13 protein-coding genes and 1 pseudogene are annotated in these 17,926 nt (G+C 72.0%); 9 read left to right on the forward strand and 5 right to left on the reverse strand.

Annotated elements, in window-relative coordinates:
• Positions 1-209: 209 nt before the first annotated feature.
• Positions 210-2,207 carry an acetate--CoA ligase gene (gene acs, locus ABZ934_RS26570; RefSeq protein ID WP_361317870.1) on the reverse strand — a complete coding sequence of 666 codons (1,998 nt, stop codon included), beginning with the start codon at positions 2,205-2,207 and terminating at the stop codon, positions 210-212.
• A gap of 199 nt (positions 2,208-2,406) precedes the next feature.
• Complete coding sequence (locus ABZ934_RS26575; RefSeq protein WP_361317872.1) at positions 2,407-4,818, reverse strand: SulP family inorganic anion transporter; 2,412 nt, start codon at positions 4,816-4,818, stop codon at positions 2,407-2,409.
• Between the two features lie 230 nt (positions 4,819-5,048).
• On the opposite strand from ABZ934_RS26575, the gene ABZ934_RS26580 reads away from it, so the two are divergent.
• The gene (locus ABZ934_RS26580) at positions 5,049-6,359 is read left to right on the forward strand and encodes a hypothetical protein (protein ID WP_361317874.1); all 1,311 of its coding nucleotides are present in this window, start codon (positions 5,049-5,051) and stop codon (positions 6,357-6,359) included.
• Here ABZ934_RS26580 and ABZ934_RS26585 read toward each other — a convergent pair.
• On the reverse strand, positions 6,313-7,350 hold the full coding sequence (locus ABZ934_RS26585; protein WP_361317875.1) for an ATP-binding protein: 1,038 nt from the start codon (positions 7,348-7,350) through the stop codon (positions 6,313-6,315). The genes ABZ934_RS26580 and ABZ934_RS26585 overlap by 47 nt on opposite strands.
• A gap of 109 nt (positions 7,351-7,459) precedes the next feature.
• Here ABZ934_RS26585 and ABZ934_RS26590 point away from each other — a divergent pair, with 109 nt between their 5' ends.
• The gene (locus ABZ934_RS26590) at positions 7,460-8,338 is read left to right on the forward strand and encodes an oxidoreductase (protein ID WP_361317876.1); all 879 of its coding nucleotides are present in this window, start codon (positions 7,460-7,462) and stop codon (positions 8,336-8,338) included.
• A 518-nt stretch (positions 8,339-8,856) separates the two neighbouring features.
• Here the strand turns inward: ABZ934_RS26590 and ABZ934_RS26595 are convergent.
• Entirely contained in the window at positions 8,857-9,717 is an 861-nt protein-coding gene (locus ABZ934_RS26595; protein WP_361317877.1) for an HAD-IB family hydrolase, read from the reverse strand.
• Positions 9,718-10,226: 509 nt separating this feature from the next.
• Here ABZ934_RS26595 and ssd point away from each other — a divergent pair.
• From ssd to ABZ934_RS26630, 7 genes are read left to right on the forward strand one after another with little or no spacing between them, the layout of a single operon-like run.
• A complete protein-coding gene (gene ssd, locus ABZ934_RS26600) occupies positions 10,227-11,474 on the forward strand; it encodes a septum site-determining protein Ssd (protein WP_361317879.1) in 1,248 nt (415 codons plus the stop codon).
• Positions 11,471-12,619, forward strand: a complete 1,149-nt coding sequence (locus ABZ934_RS26605) for a TadA family conjugal transfer-associated ATPase (protein WP_361317881.1) — start codon at positions 11,471-11,473, stop codon at positions 12,617-12,619. The genes ssd and ABZ934_RS26605 overlap by 4 nt, the downstream gene beginning before the upstream one ends.
• 20 nt (positions 12,620-12,639) lie before the next feature.
• Entirely contained in the window at positions 12,640-13,518 is an 879-nt protein-coding gene (locus ABZ934_RS26610; protein ID WP_361317883.1) for a type II secretion system F family protein, read from the forward strand.
• 29 nt (positions 13,519-13,547) lie between these two features.
• On the forward strand, positions 13,548-14,291 hold the full coding sequence (locus ABZ934_RS26615; protein WP_361317885.1) for a type II secretion system F family protein: 744 nt from the start codon (positions 13,548-13,550) through the stop codon (positions 14,289-14,291).
• Positions 14,292-14,339: 48 nt separating this feature from the next.
• On the forward strand, positions 14,340-14,537 hold the full coding sequence (locus tag ABZ934_RS26620; RefSeq protein ID WP_361317887.1) for a DUF4244 domain-containing protein: 198 nt from the start codon (positions 14,340-14,342) through the stop codon (positions 14,535-14,537).
• Entirely contained in the window at positions 14,524-14,901 is a 378-nt protein-coding gene (locus ABZ934_RS26625; RefSeq protein WP_361317889.1) for a TadE family type IV pilus minor pilin, read from the forward strand. The genes ABZ934_RS26620 and ABZ934_RS26625 overlap by 14 nt, the downstream gene beginning before the upstream one ends.
• Positions 14,898-15,470 (forward strand): Rv3654c family TadE-like protein, encoded by a 573-nt coding sequence (locus ABZ934_RS26630; RefSeq protein WP_361317891.1) that lies wholly within the window; start codon positions 14,898-14,900, stop codon positions 15,468-15,470. The genes ABZ934_RS26625 and ABZ934_RS26630 overlap by 4 nt, the downstream gene beginning before the upstream one ends.
• Here the strand turns inward: ABZ934_RS26630 and ABZ934_RS26635 are convergent.
• Positions 15,367-17,888 (reverse strand): annotated as a pseudogene (locus ABZ934_RS26635) (DEAD/DEAH box helicase). The gene ABZ934_RS26630 and the pseudogene ABZ934_RS26635 sit on opposite strands and share 104 nt — an antisense overlap.
• Positions 17,889-17,926: the final 38 nt, after the last annotated feature.

Raw genomic sequence — 17,926 nt, forward strand, 5'->3', positions numbered from 1 at the left:
CGGTTGGACGGCATGGCGAAGCTCTTTGCCGACCAGACTTCCCGGCGCACCCTGGCTACTTCTTTACGTTCTCAATACTTTACAGGCGGTGCGCAAGGGCGTATCCGGCGATCTTCACTTTATGCGCGAAGGGGCCATCCGGCGCGTCGCGCCGGATGGCCCCTCGGTCCCGTTCGGACCGGCTGCGCCCTGCCCTCGGGCAGCCTTGCTCAGTCCTCGCTGCCGGCGGCCGGCAGCTTGCTCTGGATCAGGTCCATGACGGAGGAGTCCGCGAGCGTGGTGACGTCTCCGACCGCCCGGTTCTCCGCCACGTCGCGCAGCAGGCGGCGCATGATCTTGCCGGAGCGGGTCTTCGGCAGCTCCTGCACCGGCAGGATGCGTTTCGGCTTGGCGATCGGGCCGAGCGTGGCACCGACGTGGTCGCGCAGTTCGGCGACCAGCGTCTGCGTCTCGGACGCGCTGCCGCGCAGGATGACGAAGGCGACGATGGCCTGCCCGGTCGTCTCGTCGTTCGCGCCGACCACCGCCGCCTCGGCGACCGAGGGGTGGGAGACGAGCGCGGATTCGACCTCGGTGGTCGAGATGTTGTGGCCGGACACCAGCATCACGTCGTCGACCCGGCCGAGCAGCCAGATGTCGCCGTCCTCGTCCTTCTTCGCGCCGTCGCCCGCGAAGTACCTGCCCTCGAAGCGCGACCAGTAGGTGTCGATGAACCGCTGGTCGTCACCCCAGATGGTGCGCAGCATCGACGGCCATGGTTCGGTGAGCACCAGGTAGCCGCCCCCGCCGTTCGGGACCTCGCGGCCCTCGTCGTCGACGACCGTGGCACTGATCCCGGGCAGCGCGCGCTGCGCCGAACCCGGCTTCGTCTCGGTGACGCCCGGCAGCGGGGAGATCATCATGGCGCCGGTCTCGGTCTGCCACCAGGTGTCCACGATCGGGCAGCGGTCGCCGCCGATGTGCTTGCGGTACCAGATCCAAGCCTCGGGGTTGATCGGCTCGCCGACCGAGCCGAGGATCCGCAGGCTCGACAGGTCGAACTTCGCGGGGATGTCGTCGCCCCACTTCATGAACGTCCGGATCGCGGTCGGGGCGGTGTAGAGGATGGTGACACCGTACTTCTGCACGACCTCCCAGAAGCGGCCCTGGTGCGGGGTGTCCGGGGTGCCCTCGTACATCACCTGGGTGGCGCCGTTGGCGAGCGGGCCGTAGACGATGTAGGAGTGCCCGGTCACCCAGCCGATGTCGGCGGTGCACCAGTAGACGTCCGTCTCCGGCTTGAGGTCGAACACCGCCTGGTGGGTGTAGGCGGCCTGCGTCAGGTAGCCGCCGGAGGTGTGCAGGATGCCCTTGGGCTTACCCGTGGTACCCGAGGTGTACAGGATGAACAGCGGGTGCTCGGCGTCGAAGGCCGCCGGGGTGTGCTCCGCGGACTGGCGGCCGACGATGTCGTGCCACCAGACGTCGCGGCCCTCGGTGAAGGCGGTGTCCTGACCGGTGCGGCGCACGACGAGGACGTGCTCGACCTGCGGGCACTTGGCGACGGCCTCGTCGATGGCGGGCTTGAGCGCGCCGGCCTTGCCGCGGCGGTAGCCGCCGTCGGCGGTGATGACCAGCTTGGCGTCGGCGTCCTGGATGCGGGAGGCGACGGCGTCGGCGGAGAAACCGCCGAAGACCACCGAGTGCGCGGCGCCGACGCGGGCGCAGGCGAGCATCGCGACGACGGCCTCGGGGATCATCGGCAGGTACACCGCGACCCGGTCGCCCGCGCGCACGCCCAGCTCGGTCAGGGCGTTGGCGGCCTTGGAGACCTCGTCCTTGAGCTCGGCGTAGGTGATCGCGCGGCTGTCGCCGGGCTCGCCCTCGAAGTGGAGGGCGACGCGGTCGCCGTTGCCGGCCTCCACGTGCCGGTCGACGCAGTTGTACGCGACGTTCAGCTTGCCGTCCGCGAACCACTTCGCGAAGGGCGGGTTGCTCCAGTCGAGCGTCTCGGTCGGCTCGGTGACCCAGGTCAGCCGCCGGGCCTGCTCGGCCCAGAAGCCCAGCCGGTCCGCATCGGCCTGTGTGTACGCAGCCTGAGTCACATTGGCGGCGGCGGCCAGATCGGCGGGCGGTGCGAACCGCCGCTCCTCCTTGAGCAGATTGGCCAGGCTTTCGTTGCTCACGACATCTCCCTTTCCCAGGGTGTCCGTTGTGTCCCCGGGCATAGCTCATCAGTCAGCGGCCCAGGTGACAAGGGGTAGCCGTAAATTGGTTTAGACCTATAGCACGGCTGGGTCCATGCCAATGACCCCTCCCCGCTGCGGGCGCGGAAAGGGGCCACTGGGTGGCACGGATACGGGAGGTTATCGGTTCACGCGCACCATCGGTCCCGGCGTGGCCGGTTCCCTACGCCGCCGCCCGGGGTCAGGCGTGGCCTCCGACGCTGTCGAAGATGCGGCAGTCGAAGAAGTCGTCGCCCTCGGAGAGCAGGTACGCCTGGGCCTCGCCCACGTGGAAGTACATCCCGTGCAGCTCCAGAGTCCCCTCGGCCAGTCGGCGCGCCACCGATTCGTGCGCCCGCAGGTGCTCCAACTGCTGGACGACATTGGTCAGGCACAACTGCTCCACGGCGTCCGCCGGCAGTCGGCCCGCGATCCGGGCCCACGGGTGGTGCCGGCTGTGCATCCGCTCCAGGCTGGGCAGCCCGTGCCGCAACCAGCGTCGCAGGGGGGTCATCGGTGCCTCCGGGTGCGAGTTCAGCAACGCCTGCATCGCGCCACATCCGGAGTGGCCGCACACGGTGATGCTGTCCACCTGAAGCACGTCCACGGCGTACTCGATCGCCGCCGCGACCGAATCGTCCGTGGCCTCGGCTCCCGGCGGCGGGACCAGGTTGCCGACGTTGCGGACGGTGAACAGGTCGCCCGGACCGCTGGCCGTGATCATGCTGGTCACGAGCCGGGAATCGGCGCAGGTGAGGAACAGCTGGGAGGGCCGCTGCCCCTCGCGGGCGAGTCGGGCCAGCTCGTCGCGCACGTGCGGTGCGGTGTCCCGCTGGAAGGCGATGATCCCGCTGGCCAGTTGCCCGGCTCCACGCCGCCGGGGCTCGGCCGCGGTGACAGCGGTTGGCGGGCCGGGCGGCGTACGGTCCTCCTCGCGCCCGGTGGCGCGGTGGTCGCAGTGGTTCTTCCAGGGCGTCCAGGGGCGGCAGCAGTGGTGCGCCCCGCGCTGGGCCGGCCCCCCGCCGTCGGCCCGGCCGCTCTCCGGCGTCCGGCTCCCGGCGCGGCCCGTCACCTCGACCGAACCGCCGTGCGCGACATGGGAGTCCCGCCAGTCCTGGAGCGTCTCGAAGGCGGCGTGGTCCATGAACGAGCCGTCCAGCTCGATCACCGCCTGCGCGTCGTACGGGATCTGGTTCAGTACCCGGCTCAACCGCGGGACGGCGAGAAAGGTCAACTGGCCCCGCGCCCAGACGCGGTGGACGCCGTTCAGCTCTTCCAGCGTGATCCTGGTGCGGGCGAGCCGGTGCAACGCGACGGCCACGGCCACCGCGATGCCGATGGCGACCCCTTCCAGGACCCCGCCGAGGACCACGGACGCGATCGTCGTCAGGTAGACCAGGATCTCGCGGTGCCGGGTGACGGTGCGCACGTGCGTCGCGCTGACCATCTGCACCCCGACCACCATCACCAGCGCGGCGAGCGAGGCGAGCGGGATCAGGTCGAGTACGGGGACCAGCAGGCCGGCCGCGAGCATGATCCACAGGCCGTGCAGTATGGCCGCCCGGTGGCTGACGGCCCCGGCCCGGACGTTCGCCCCGCTGCGCACCGCCCCGCCCGCGACGGGCAGACCGCCCAGTGCACCGGAGACGATGTTCGCCGCGCCCTGCCCCCGCAGCTCCCGGTCGAGATCGGCGCGCGGCGGGCGGTTGTCCCTGCCCCGTCCGGTGGCGATCAGCTTGTCCGTGGCGACGGCGGACAGCAGTGACTCCACACTGCCGACCAGGGTGACCGTCAGAACGGCGGCGACGATGCCGAGCACCGGCCCCTCGGGCAGCTCGGGCAACGCGTGACTGTGCCAGGACGGCAGGTCCACCCGGGGCAGGCTGAGCCCCGCCAGGGCCGCGACCGCGGTGGCCGCGGCGACGGCGGCGAGCGCGGCGGGCACCCTGCGCAGGGCCCGGCCGGTCCGCCCGGGCAGTCGGGGCCAGCCGAGCAGCACGACCAGCGTCAGGACGCTGACGCCGAGCGCCGCCGGATGCAGGTCGGCAAACTGGGCCGGCAGACCGCGCACATTGGCCAGGGCGGAGCTCTGCGGGGTGCCGCCGAGCACGATGTGCAGTTGGGCCAGTGCGATGGTCACGCCGATGCCCGCGAGCATGCCGTGCACGACGGCCGGGCTCACCATGAGGGCCGACCGGGCGGTACGCAAGAACGCGAGCCCGAGCTGGCAGCAGCCGGCGAGCACGGTGATGGCGCAGGTGGTGCGCCACCCGTAGCGCTGGATCAATTCGGCGGTGACCACCGTGAGGCCGGTGGCCGCCCCGCTCACCAGGAGCGGTGCGCCACCGAGCCGCCCGGCCACGATTCCGCCGGCCACCGCCGCCACCAGGCCGGCCTGTAGCGGCGCCCCGGTGGCCAGCGCGATGCCGAGTGACAGGGGCAGGGCGATCAGGAAGACGGCGACGGAGGCGGAGAGATCGGCGGGAAGGCCCTCAGGCAGGCGTCTGTCCGGCCGTCGGTCCGGGCGGCCGTCCCGATGGCCGTCCGAGCGGCTGGAAGGGCTGGTGGCGGGGAGGTGGGCGGCGGATGAAGGGGTGGCGGGGGTGGCTGTCATGGTTCCCGTCTCCTCTGAGGAGGGATGAAGCGGCGGGAGTCAACACTCGGTAAATGGATGGTAATGGATAGTAAAGAGTGAGGGGAGGGGATGAGGGCAAACGGCCTAGGAATTACCACTCAAGGGTGATTAAGCATTTTGTACGGCTTGTCACATCTTCTTCAAAGCAGACCGCGTGGGACGGTGCGCCCGGAAGTGCCACGTGGGAACTGCGAGGGAGAGGTGTGCGGATGATCGCCGCTACGAAGAAGATCGCCGGCGGCCTGGCCGCCACGGTCCTGGTCATGGGCGCCGCCGGGTGCGGAAGCCCGGAACACGCCAAACCCCCCGCGCTCGGGGGCCCGAACGCCAAGAAGGGCGCGGTGCCGGAGGCCGCTCCCGGCAGCGTCAACCGGCTGATCGGCGACGGGTCGACCGCGTACACCGGCCGGCAGCCGAACGTACAGCCACCCCAGAAGCTGAAGCCGGGTGAGAAGCCGCCGCAGTTCGTCGTCTTCTCCTGGGACGGCGCGGGCGAGGACAGCCAGAAGCTGTTCTCCCATTTCCGCGAAGTCGGCAAGGAATACAACGCGCGGATGACCTACTTCCTCAGTGGCCTGTACCTGCTGCCTGAGGAGAAACGTTCCCTCTATACCGCCCCGCAGCATGCCCCGGGCCGCTCGGACATCGGCTTCGGCGACCCGCAGGGCATCAAGGACACCGCCGCCCAGGTCCGCGCGGCGTGGCTGGAGGGCAACGAGATCGGCACCCACTTCAACGGTCACTTCTGCGGACCGGACGGCGGCGTGGGCACCTGGTCCGTCGAGGAGTGGAAGAGCGAGATCAACCAGGCGAAGTCCTTCGTCAAGAGCTGGAAGACCAACTCGCCCGAACTCAAGGGCATGGAGGCGCTGCCCTTCGACTACGACAAGGAGCTCATCGGGGCCCGCACCCCCTGCCTCGAAGGCCAGAAGAACTTCATGCTGGCGGCCAAGGACATGGGCTTCCGGTACGACTCCAGCGGCATCAGCAAGCAGATCTGGCCGAAGAAGACGGACGGCCTCTGGGACATCCCGCTCCAGCTGGTGCCCATGCCGGGCCGGGCCTTCGAGACCCTGAGCATGGACTACAACTACATGGTCAACCAGTCCGGGACGACCACGCAGGGCGACCCCTCGCAGCACGCGTACTGGGGCGAGCAGATGCGCGACGGCCTGCAGAAGGCGTTCGACCGCGTCTACCAGGGCAACCGGGCGCCGCTGATCATCGGCAACCACTTCGAGTCCTGGAACGGCGGCACCTACATGAAGGCCGTCGAGGACTCCGTCAAGTCGATGTGCACGCAGAAGGAGGTCCGCTGCGTCCCGTTCCGCGAGCTGGCCGACTGGCTGGACGCCCAGGACCCCAAGGTCCTGGAGTGGATGCGCACCCTCGACGTGGGGGAAGCGCCCAAGGACGGCTGGACGAAGTTCCTGACGGCGGGGCCGCCGGCCAAGCCGGCCGCCCCGGCCGAGGTCAAGCCGGCTGCGGAGCCGGCCGAGTCCGGTTCGGACGAGGGCTGACCGGCTGCTCCCGTGATCCGGCGGGGCCTGCCTCGTCGAGGACGAAGCCGGGGTCGACCTGTTGGGTGAGGTCGGCCCCGGTCTTGGCATTGCCCCAGCTCTCCGCGTTCTTCACGTGGAAGTGGACCATCTGTCGGGTGTACCGGACCCAGTCGCGGTCCGCGTACGAGTCCTCGGCGGCGTCCTGGAGCACCTGGAGCGCGAGCCGGTTGGTCGCCTCCAGCAGCTCGAACGCGGCCGGACGGCCCCGCTCCATCGCCCGGACCCAGTCGGAGTGTCCGACGGTGACCAGCAGGTCCTCGCCCACCTCGTCCTGGAGGAACTCGATGTCCTCGGGGCCCTGCACCTTGTTGCCGATCACCTTCAGGGCGATCCCGTAGTCGCGGGCGTACTCCTTGTACTGGCGGTAGACGGAGACGCCCTTGCGGGTCGGCTCGGCCACCAGGAAGGTCATGTCGAAACGGGTGAACATGCCCGAGGCGAAGGAGTCCGAGCCGGCGGTCATGTCGACGACGACGTACTCCTCGGGGCCGTCCACGAGGTGGTTCAGGCACAGTTCGACCGCACCGACCTTGGAGTGGTAGCACGCCACGCCCAGATCGGCCTCGGTGAACGGACCCGTGGCCATGAGTCGTACGGGCTCCCCGTCGAGCAGTACCGTGCGCGCGCACGCGGCGTACACGGGGTTGTCCTCGGTGACCCGCAGCAGCCGTGAGCCGGTGCCGGGCGGAGTCGTCTTGATCATGGTGTCGGCGGACGCGATGCGCGGGTTCGAGCCGCGCAGGTAGTCCTTGATCAGCGGCAGGTGGGCGCCCATGGCGGGCAGCGCCGCGGCCTCGTCCTCGTCGAGTCCGAGGGCGACGCCGAGGTGCTGGTTGATGTCGGCGTCCACCGCGACGACGGGGGCTTCATTGGCGGCGAGGTGGCGGATGAAGAGGGAGGACAGCGTGGTCTTCCCGCTGCCGCCCTTTCCCACGAAAGCGATCTTCATGTTCACCAAGCGTAGTGGATCGATTGCTTTGCGTGCCCTGGGTGAGTGAACAAGACCACTCCAAGGAGGGGTCGGTGCTATGGGGCCGCAGTGCGTAGGCTCCTTACTTATGAGTAGCGCTGCTGACCCGCTGGCCCCACTGGCCGGGCTGCCGGGTGTCGCCGATTCCGTGGATTCCGTACGCAAGGCCGTGGACCGGGTCTACGGACACCGGGTGATGCGTCGGCGCGCCGCGGAGATCACCTCGGAGGCCGCCCTGCGCGGGGCCAGGGGGAGCGCGGCGCTGTCCGGAGCCGATTGGGCGTTGGAGGAGGTGCGCCGCCGGACCGACTTCGGCGCGGAGGAGCAGGCGCGCACCGTGGGTGCGGCTCTGCGTCTGACGGCCGAGGCCGGGCAACTGCTGAGCATCTGGCGTCAGTCGCCGCTACGGGTCCTCGCGCGCCTGCATCTGGTCGCCTCGGGTTCCAGCCTGGCGGCGGGGTCCGACGCGGGAGCCGGTGCGGGGGGTGGTGCGGCGGCCGGTGGGCGCGACGGAGACACGGTGGGGCGGCCCCGGCTGGCGGGCGAGCCCGTGGACGAGCCGCTGGTCGACGCCCCGCTGCCCGACGCCGAGGAGGTCGCGGGAAGACTGGACGGCCTGTCCCGCCTGGTCATCGCGGGAGGCTCGGCCCCGGCGCTGATCACGGCGGCGGTGGTGCACGGCGAGCTCCTGGCCCTCCGTCCGTTCGGCACGTACAACGGCCTGGTCGCGCGGGCGGCCGAGCGCATCGTGCTGATCAACAGCGGGCTCGATCCGAAGGCGATCTGTCCGGCGGAGGTCGGTCACGCCGAGCAGGGTCGGGAGGCGTATCTGGCGGCCTTCGAGGGCTACCTGTCCGGCACCCCGGAGGGCATGGCGGCCTGGATCGCCCATTGCGGGCGGGCGATCGAGTTGGGGGTGCGCGAGTCGACGGCGGTCTGCGAGGCGCTCCAGCGCGGCGCGGCGTGACCTGCCCGGGGACCTGACCCGCCCGGCGGTGGCTGCGGCATGCGTAGACGCGGCGACGGGGCGGCCCAACGCGGCGCAGGCCGGTCAGGGTTGCGGCGACACCGTCTTGCTTTGGTGTCGCCGCTGGCATTCCCGCCGGGTTACCAAGCGTCCTCGATGTTGCCCATCAGGCCGGGAACTTCGCCCGTGGCCTGGTGCGGCTGGCCCGTAATCGACGGGTCGACGTCGCGTGGGTGCTCGGCGTTCCTGCTTCGGTCCGTGGGCCTTACTGCGTTTTAAAGATGATCCTCTCGGATGTTCTTTGGTCTCGCGGGCCGTTGACTCCTTTGTACTCCGCTTCCGAGAGGAGCGAAACCCCTGGCCTCACTTCTTTACCTTTCCCCGCATTTACGGATGATCCGGACATCCGATATCGGGACAGGGCGGGTATTGCGTGGCGCCACCGAGGGGTGGTGCCGGGGCCGAGCCGGCGCCCGGGTGATGTCGGCTCGGGGCGCGGCCGGCGCGGCGCGACCGGCTCAGGCGGCGGCGGTGGCCCGTCGGCGGCTGGCGTACCAAACCAGGCCGGCGGTGGCCGCCGCAGCTCCGACGGCCGCTGCGGCCACCCATGCCGGTCGCGCGGCCATCGACAGCCCGGGCACCCGCTGCTTGAGCCGCACCGGCCGGTTGAACGCCAGCACCGGCCACTCCCGCGCCACCGCCTCGCGCCGCAGGGCCCGGTCGGGGTTCACGGCGTGCGGGTGTCCCACCGCCTCCAGCATCGGAACGTCGGTGATCGAGTCGCTGTACGCGTAGCACCGGGCGAGGTCGTATCCCTCGGATTCCGCGAGCTCGCGCACGGCCTCGGCCTTCGTCGGCCCGTAGGCGTAGTAGTCGATCTCTCCGGTGAAGCAACCGTCCTCGCCGACGACCATGCGGGTGGCCACGACGCGGTCGGCACCTAGCATCTCGCCGATGGGCTCGACCACTTCGGCACCCGAGGAGGACACGATCACCACGTCACGCCCGGCGGTGTGGTGGGCTTCGATCAGCGACGCGGCCTCGTCGTAGATGATCGGGTCGATGAGGTCGTGCAGGGCTTCGGCGACGATCTCGCGCACCTGCTGGACGTTCCACCCCTTGCACAGGGCGGACAGGTACTCCCGCATCCGTTCCATCTGGTCGTGGTCGGCGCCGCCGGCCAGGAAGATGAACTGGGTGTACGCCGTGCGCAGGACGGCCCGCCGGTTGATCAGGCCACCCCGGTAGAACGACTTGCTGAACGTCAAGGCGCTTGACTTCGCAATGACGGTCTTGTCGAGGTCGAAGAAGGCAGCGGTCCGAGGCGAGGAGTGCGGCAAGGGCTGATTTTCCACGCCCCGAGCATATGCGCCCACCATTCGGCGTAAGGTGTGGCGCGTGGGTTTGCCTGAGAAGGCTTTCGGGTACACCATGGAAGTCACGGATCGTTCGCGACCGTGCTAACCCGGTCTGGCTCCTCCCCCCCCGAGTCGGACCGTGGGGACGACCCCCGCTCTCCCCCCCGGCGGGGGTCGTCGCATGTCCGGACGCGGTTCGCGCCCCTTGCCTCCGGTCTTGGATCGACATCTTCCCGGCCCCTCCCGTTCGGTGGGCCCGCCTCAAGAAGGCCCTTACCTCTCCGAACTCGTCACTCTGTGTATTAGTTCCGGAGCGCTTTGAACTCACCCGATGGGGTGGCGGAGATATCCACAAGCGCGTTCCTGTCCACAGATATCGAGCAAGATCCACTTCTTTTCCCCGATCGCCGCACTGTGATTCCGGCCGCGAAGTCCGCGGTTCACGGATTTGCAGTGAGAAGGGGGCGGAGATCGTGGCTGGATCGAAGTCGTGTGAAGTTCCGGAGTTCACGGTGGCGGATGGGGCGAGGGTGCCGAGCCGGACGGGCGACCCCTTGCCCGGTGGTGGGCGGCCCCTGATCATCACCGAGGATCCTCTGCTGCTCGATGACCTGCTGCGGTTGTGCGCCGCGGCGGGCGCCGAACCGCATGTGCACCACACGGTGCCCGAGCAAAGCGGAACGCTCGGTGACGCGAGCGTCCGGCGAGCCGGGTGGGTCGTGAGTGGTGCAAGTGGCACAAGTGGCACAAGTGGTGGGAGTAACGAGGGCTCGAACGTCGTCAACACCGCCGATGTCGGCGGTGAGGAGGTGGGCCGTTCCACCGGCGACACCGGGTGGGAATCGGCCCCCCTCGTCCTGGTCGGCGACGACGCCGCCCGACGGGTGCGTGGGGCGCCGCGGCGGGACGGAGTGTTCCTCGTCGGCCGGGATCTGGACGATCCCGGAGTATGGCAGCGGGCGGTGGAGATCGGCGCCGAGGAAGTGCTGCGGCTGCCCGATGCCGAGAGCAGGCTCGTCGACCGGATCGCCGATGTGGTGGAAGGGGCGGGCAGGCCCGCCCTCGCCGTGGGAGTGATCGGCGGCAGCGGCGGGGCCGGGGCGTCCACCCTGGCCTGCGCCCTGGCCGTCAGGGCCGCCCGGGCCGGTGAGCGGACCATCCTCATCGACGGTGACCCGCTCGGCGGGGGGATGGACGTGCTGTTGGGCGGCGAGGGCGCCGAGGGCTTGCGCTGGCCGGACTTCGCCGGTTCGCGGGGCCGGGTGGGCGCGGGCGCGCTGGAGGAGTCCCTGCCCGAGCTGCACGCCCTCAGGGTGCTGAGCTGGGACCGTGGGGACCGGGTCGTGGTGCCGCCCGCCGCCATGCGGTCGGTGGTGGCCGCTGCCCGGCGTCGCGGCGGGGTGGTCGTGGTCGACCTGCCCCGGAGGGTGGACGAAGCCGTCGCCGAGGTGTTGGCCCAGTTGGACCTGGTGCTGATGGTGGTGCCGGGAGAGCTGCGGGCCGTGGCAGCCGCGCGGCGGGTGGCCGCCGGGGTGCGGATGGTGGCCAGGGACGTCCGCGTCGTCGTACGGGGCCGCTGCCCTGACGGGCTCGACGCCGAAGTGGTGGCGCAGCTGCTGGGGGCGCCGTTGGCGGGGGTGGTGCCCGTCGAGGTGGGGCTTCCGGGTCGGGTGGCCGAAGGCGAACCGCCGGGGGCGCGGGGGCGTAGCGCGCTCGCCCGGTTCTGCGACGGCTTCTGGCAGCGGGCGCTCGGCTCCGCGCAGGGGGTGCCGGCATGAGCGCGGTGTTGCTGGACGCGGTGCGCCGGCGGCTGGCGGAGAGCGGTGCGGAGCCGACCCCGGCCAGGGTGGCGGCGGCGCTTCGGGCACAGGGGCGCCTGCTCGGGGACGCGGAGGTCCTCGGCGGGGCCGCGGAGTTACGGTCGGAATTGGTCGGCGCGGGCCCGCTGGAGGCACTGCTCGCCGACCCGGAGGTCACCGACGTGCTGGTGGCGGCCCCGGACCGGGTGTGGGTGGACCGCGGCGGAGGGCTGGAACTGACCGGGGTGACCTTCGCCGACGCGGAGGCGGTGCGCCGCCTCGCCCAGCGGCTGGCGGCGGTCGCGGGACGGCGCCTGGACGATGCCCGGCCGTGGGTGGACGCCCGGTTGCCGGACGGCACCCGGTTGCATGCCGTGCTGCCCCCGGTGGCGGTCGGATCGGCGTGCCTGTCCCTGCGGGTGGTGCGGCACAAGGCGTTCACGCTGGACGAGCTGGTGGCTGCCGGCACCCTGCCGCCGGGCGGGCAGACGCTGTTGGCGGCGATGGTGGAGGCGCGCCTGTCGTTCCTCGTCTCCGGAGGGACCGGGACGGGCAAGACCACCCTTCTCAGTGCCTTGCTGGGGCTGGTCGGCCCGGGTGAGCGGATCGTCCTCGCCGAAGACTCGGCCGAACTGCGTCCCGACCATCCGCATGTGGTGCGGCTGGAGAGCCGGCCCGCCAATCAGGAGGGGGCGGGGCTGGTCACCCTGGCGGACCTGGTCCGGCAGGCGCTGCGGATGCGACCCGACCGGTTGGTGGTCGGTGAGGTCCGGGGCGCCGAGGTGGCGGACCTTCTGGCCGCCTTGAACACGGGCCACGAAGGTGGCTGTGGCACGGTCCACGCCAACGCCGCGGCGCATGTACCGGCCCGGCTCGAGGCGCTGGGGACGGCGGCGGGGCTCGACAGGGCCGCTCTACACAGCCAGTTGGCGGCCGCGTTGGCTCTCGTGGTGCACCTGGTCCGGGATCGGTCGGGTCGGCGCCGGGTTGCCGAGGTGCATGTGCTGGAGCGGGATCCGGCCGGTCTGGTGGTCACGGTGCCCGCGCTGCGCTGGGGCGAGCGGGGTTTCGTGCGAGAGCACGGCTGGGACCGGCTCGGCGCCTTGCTGGGCGGTGCCCCGTGAGCGCCGGGGCGGAGGGAGCCGTGGGCTCTGTGGCCTCGGTGCCGGTGTTCGCCGGGCTGTTGTGTGCCGGGGCCGCGGCCTGGCTGTTGGCCGGAGGTGACCAGGTGTCGCGGCGGGCCCGGTTGGTACTGGGGGGAGTCGGCCCGGTCGTGCCGGGCGGCCCGGTGCGCTGGGAGCGGCTGGTGATCGCGGTGCGGGTGAGGGCCGCCCGTTGGCGGGAGTGGGCCGGTCTGGGGGTGGGAGTGCTGGTCGCGTTGCTCGGCGGTTCGGTGATCCCTCTGGTGCTGGGTGCGGCCTCGGTGCCGGTGGTGCGGCGATGGCTGCGGATCCGGGAGCGGGAACGCGCCCGGGCCGGGCGGGCCGCCGATGTGGTGGCGCTGTGCGGGGCTGTCGTGGGGGAGCTGCGGGCGGGCGCACAGCCGGGGCAGGCCCTGACCGCGGCGATCCGGCGGACGGCGCCGGCGGAAGGCCGGATCGGCGCGGCGGAACCCGGGGTGCTGGCCGCCGCGGCGTTCGGCGGCGATGTGACGGCGGCACTGAGGGAGGCGGCGCGGGAGCCCGGTGCGGAGGGGCTGGCCGGGATGGCGGCCTGCTGGCGGGTGTCGGTGGACGGCGGCGCGGGACTGGCCGCCGGACTGGAGCGACTGGAAGGGGCGTTGCGGGCCGAGCGGGACCGGCAGGAGTCGCTGCGGGCCCAGCTGGCGGGAGCCAGGTCGACCGCGGTGGTGCTGGCGCTGTTGCCGCTGGTGGGACTGCTGATGGGCACGGCGCTCGGCGCCGATCCGCTGAAGGTCCTGCTGCACACGTCGATGGGGTGGGGGTGCCTGCTGGTCGGCGGGGTGTTGGAGGCGCTGGGACTGCTGTGGTGCCGGCGGATCGTACGGATGGGGGAGCGGTGATGGGCGGGTCGGTGGTTCACCGGATGGGGATGGCGGTCTGCCTTGCGGTGGCCGTGTTGTACCTGGGGTCGGTGGTGGCGGCGCGGATGCGGGAGCGGGCGGCCCGCCGTCGGATCGTGGCGCTGCTGGCGGTGGCGGCGCCCCGGCCGGGGCCCGCGAGGGGCGCGCGGATACGTGCCGTGGCCGCGGAGTGGGCCGGGCCTGCCGGAGCGGTGGTGGCGTGCTGGGTGCTGATCGGCGGGGTGGCGGGGGTGTTGCTCGGCTGTGGGGCCGGGTTCGGTGTGCGACGGGCGCTGCGGCGCCGCCCGAAGGCCGGGGTGGATCCGGCGGAGGCGGAACGGCAGTTGCCGTTCGCGGCCGACCTGCTGGCCGCGTGCCTGGCGGCCGGGGCCGCCCCCGTGGAAGCGGCCGAGGTGGTGGGGGAGTCGCTGGGCGGACCGGTCGGCGAGCGGCTGGCCTTGGCCGGGGCGGAGCTGCGGCTCGGCGGCGAACCGGGGTCGGCGTGGGGGAGGTTGGCGCAGATACCGGGTGCTCGCGCCCTGGCGGAGTGTCTGGAACGGGCCGCCCGTACGGGGGCGCCGGCCGCGGAGCCGGTCTCCCGCCTGGCGGCGGCTCTGAGGGCGGACCGGGCCCGGCAGGCCGGTGCCAGGGCGCAGCGGGCGGCGGTGCTCATCACCGCACCGGTAGGGCTGTGTTTCCTCCCCGCGTTTCTCGCCCTGGGAGTGGCGCCCGTGGTGATCGGTATGGCTTCCGGTCTTCTTTCGGGCAGTTGAGATCACCGACTGAAAACAGATCAAGAACGTAATCAACAGGAGGATGTCATGAAGATCATGTGGATTCGGCTACGGGCGGCGCTGAGCGGTCGTCACCGTGATGCGGGGATGTCGACTTCCGAATACGCCATGGGCACGATCGCGGCCTGTGCGTTCGCCGCCGTTCTGTACAAGGTGGTGACGAGCGAGGTGGTTTCGACGGCGCTCCAGTCGACCATCGGGAAGGCCCTCGATGTGCCCTTCTGAGGAAAATCCGCGGCGATTCGGAGACCGCGGATATGTGACGGCGGAGGCGGCCCTGGTGATCCCGGCGTTGGTGTTGTTCGCGGCGTTGCTGGTGTGGGCGCTGATGGCGGCGGCCGCGCAGATCCGGTGCGTGGACGCGGCGCGGGCCGGCGCCAGGGCCGCCGCCCGGTCGGAACCGGCGGACGTGGCGGTGGCGGCGGTCAGGGCGGCCGCCCCGCCGGGGGCGGAGGTGGGGCTGGAGCGGGAGGGCGACCTCTGGCGGGTCCGCGTGTCGGCGCCCGCTCCGGGGCCGGGCGGGCTGCCGGTCCGCTTGGGGGCGCGGGCGGTGGCCTTGGCGGAGGACAGCGTGGGGCCGCCGCCGTGAGCCGGGACCGGGGCTCGGCCACCGTGTGGGCCGCGCTGGTGACCACCGTGCTGGGGGCGGTGTTCGGGGGTGTGCTGATGCTGGGGCAGGCGGTCGTGGCCCGCCACCGTGCGGCGGCCGCGGCGGATCTGGCGTCCCTCGCGGCGGCGACGGCTTGGGCGCACGGCCCGGAGGTCGCGTGCGGCGCGGCGGTCCGGGTGGCCCGGGCCCAGGGGGCGACGTTGGCGGGGTGCCACCTGCTGGGGGAGGTGGTGGACGTCGAAGCCCGCGTTCCGATGGGGCCCTTCGCTCCCTCGGCCACCGCCCGCGCGGGGCCGCCCCGGCCCGTCACCGGCCGCGCGGGGTCGCCTCTGACGCCGCAGGTCCTTGCGGGCCGCCCGGGTGCGGTGTCGGCACGGCTCGGGGTGATCCCGCCGACGCCCGGGGAGATGGGGTTCCCGGGCGGGTTCCGGTGGCCGAGCCTCCCTAAGGGCCCGGCTCGCCTGGCTCCCGCGGCCGGCCCGGCTCCTGCGGCTCGCCGGGCGGGAGGGGGTCAGCCGGTCGGGGGGCTTCCGTCAGGAGGCGGGTGAGGAGACGGATCGCGCCACGCTTGTGGAGGGGGTCGTTGCCGTTGCCGCACTTGGGTGACTGGATGCAGGAGGGGCAGCCGGCCGAGCATTCGCAGGCGGCGATGGCGTCGCGGGTCGCCGTCAGCCAGGCGTGGGCGGTGTGGAAGGCCCGTTCCGCGAAGCCGGCGCCGCCGGGGTGGCCGTCGTAGACGAACACGGTCGGTAGCAGCGTGTCCGGATGCAACGGGACGGAGACACCGCCGATGTCCCAGCGGTCGCAGGTGGCGAACAGCGGGAGCAGCCCGATGGAGGCGTGCTCGGCGGCATGCAGGGCGCCGCCGAGGATCTCCGGGGTGATCCGGGCCTCGTCGAGCTGGTCCTCGGTGACCGTCCACCACACGGCCCGGGTGCGCAGGGTGCGCGGTGGCAGGTCCAGCTTGGCCTCCCCGAGCACCTCGCCGGAGAGCAGCTTGCGCCGCAGGTAGGACACGACCTGGTTGGTGACCTCGACGGAGCCGAAGCACAGCCGTCCTCGCCCCCAAGGGACCTCGTGCTCGGTCTCCAACACCGTGATGGAGGTCGTGTCCCGGGCGGTCGTCGAGAACGGCGGGCTGGCCTCCTCGACCAGTGCCACGGAGTCTTCCAGGTCCAGGTGCTTCACCAGATAGGTGCGGCCCTGGTGGAGGTGGACGGCGCCGTCGTGGACGGCGGTGTGGGAGGCGGACTCGTCGACCGTGCCGAGCAACCGACCCGTGGCGGCCTCCACGATCTGCACCGGGCGCCCACCGCCGCCCCGGATGTCGGTCAGGTCCGCTGCGCGCTCCCGCCGGGTCCAGTGCCAGGCCGTCGCCCGGCGCCGGAGCAGCTTCGCCGCCTCCAGCTGGGGAAGCAGCTCGCCGGCGGAGGGGCCGAACAGGGTCAGGTCGGCCTCCGTCAGCGGAAGCTCCGCCGCGGCCGCGCACAGGTGCGGGGCCAAGACGTACGGGTTGTCAGGGTCCAGCACGGTGGCCTCCACCGGACGGCGGAACAGTGCCTCGGGGTGGTGGACCAGGTAGGTGTCCAGAGGGTCGTCCCGGGCCACCAGGACCGCCAGCGCCCCCTGCCCCGAACGGCCGGCGCGCCCCGCCTGCTGCCACAGGGAGGCGCGGGTGCCGGGGTAGCCGGTGATCAGGACGGCGTCGAGCCCCGACACGTCCACGCCCAGCTCCAGCGCGGTCGTCGCGGCCAGGCCCAGCAGCTGCCCGGAGTGCAGGGCCCGCTCCAGGGCGCGTCGCTCCTCGGGCAGATACCCGCCCCGGTACGCGGCGACCCGCTCGGGCAGCGAACGGTCCACAGCCGCGAGCCGCTCCTGGGCGATCACCGCGATCAGCTCGGCGCCGCGCCGGGATCGCACGAAGGCGACCGTACGGACCCCCTGGACCACCAGATCGGTCAGCAGGTCGGCGGTCTCGGCCGTGGCGGTGCGGCGGACGGGTGCTCCCCGCTCGCCCTTGAGGTCGGTCAGCGGCGGCTCCCACAGGGCGAAGACCACCTCGCCGCGCGGCGAGGCGTCGTCGGCGACCTCGGTGACCGCGACCCCGGTCAGTTTGGACGCCGCGGCCGCCGGGTCGCCGGCCGTGGCGGAAGCCAGCAGGAAGACCGGCTCGGAGCCGTAGCGCGCGCACAGTCGGCGCAGCCGGCGCAGCACCTGCGCCACGTGTGATCCGAATACTCCCCGGTAGGTGTGGCACTCGTCGATCACGACGTAGCGCAGCGCCTTGAGAAACGACGACCAGCGCGGATGGGCGGGGAGGATGCCCCGGTGCAGCATGTCGGGGTTGGTGAGGACGTAGTTCGCGTACTGGCGGACCCATTCGCGTTCCTCGACCGGCGTGTCCCCGTCGTAGACGGCGGGGCGGATCGCGTTGCCCAGCGGCGCGGCCAGCTCCCGGACCGCCCGGCGCTGGTCGGCCGCCAGGGCCTTGGTCGGGGCCAGGTACAGGGCCGTCGCCCCGCGACCGTTGGGCGCCTGCGCGCCGTCCGCCAGCGTGGACAGGACCGGGGCCAGGTACGCCAGTGACTTGCCGGAGGCCGTGCCGGTGGCCACGACCACGGAGGTGCCGTCGAGGGCGTGCTCGGCCGCTTCTGCCTGGTGAACCCACGGATGGTCGATCCCGGCGGCCGTGATGGCCGCTACGACATCTGATCGAATACGGTCCGGCCAGACCGCATGACGACCCGCCCGAGGGGGCAAGTGCTCCGTATGGGTGATGCGCGCAGCCCGGGAAGGCCCCGCTGCCAGCCGGTCCAGGACCGTGCCGGGGGTGGGTCGTGTGTCCGCTTGAGCCGTGGGCCGACCGGGACCGTGAGTATTGGCCATTGGAACGAGTGTGTCACTGGCGTGCGGGACAATGGTCCCAAGGCGTCGTGCGCGCCTGCCGGTAAGTGATTGAATGCCATCGCGGCAGCCAATCCCTCCTCTACCTTCGGGTAAGGAG

The organism is Streptomyces sp. NPDC046557 (assembly GCF_040645975.1).
Taxonomy (GTDB): Bacteria; Actinomycetota; Actinomycetes; order Streptomycetales; family Streptomycetaceae; genus Streptomyces.

Coding starts and splice junctions, on each gene's coding strand:
- acs (WP_361317870.1), bottom strand. CDS start 2,207: ATGCCCGGGGACACAACGGACACCCTGGGAAAGGGAGATGTCGTGAGC.
- ABZ934_RS26575 (WP_361317872.1), bottom strand. CDS start 4,818: ATGACAGCCACCCCCGCCACCCCTTCATCCGCCGCCCACCTCCCCGCC.
- ABZ934_RS26580 (WP_361317874.1), top strand. CDS start 5,049: ATGATCGCCGCTACGAAGAAGATCGCCGGCGGCCTGGCCGCCACGGTC.
- ABZ934_RS26585 (WP_361317875.1), bottom strand. CDS start 7,350: ATGAAGATCGCTTTCGTGGGAAAGGGCGGCAGCGGGAAGACCACGCTG.
- ABZ934_RS26590 (WP_361317876.1), top strand. CDS start 7,460: ATGAGTAGCGCTGCTGACCCGCTGGCCCCACTGGCCGGGCTGCCGGGT.
- ABZ934_RS26595 (WP_361317877.1), bottom strand. CDS start 9,717: ATGGTGGGCGCATATGCTCGGGGCGTGGAAAATCAGCCCTTGCCGCAC.
- ABZ934_RS26605 (WP_361317881.1), top strand. CDS start 11,471: ATGAGCGCGGTGTTGCTGGACGCGGTGCGCCGGCGGCTGGCGGAGAGC.
- ABZ934_RS26615 (WP_361317885.1), top strand. CDS start 13,548: ATGGCGGTCTGCCTTGCGGTGGCCGTGTTGTACCTGGGGTCGGTGGTG.
- ABZ934_RS26620 (WP_361317887.1), top strand. CDS start 14,340: ATGAAGATCATGTGGATTCGGCTACGGGCGGCGCTGAGCGGTCGTCAC.
- ABZ934_RS26625 (WP_361317889.1), top strand. CDS start 14,524: ATGTGCCCTTCTGAGGAAAATCCGCGGCGATTCGGAGACCGCGGATAT.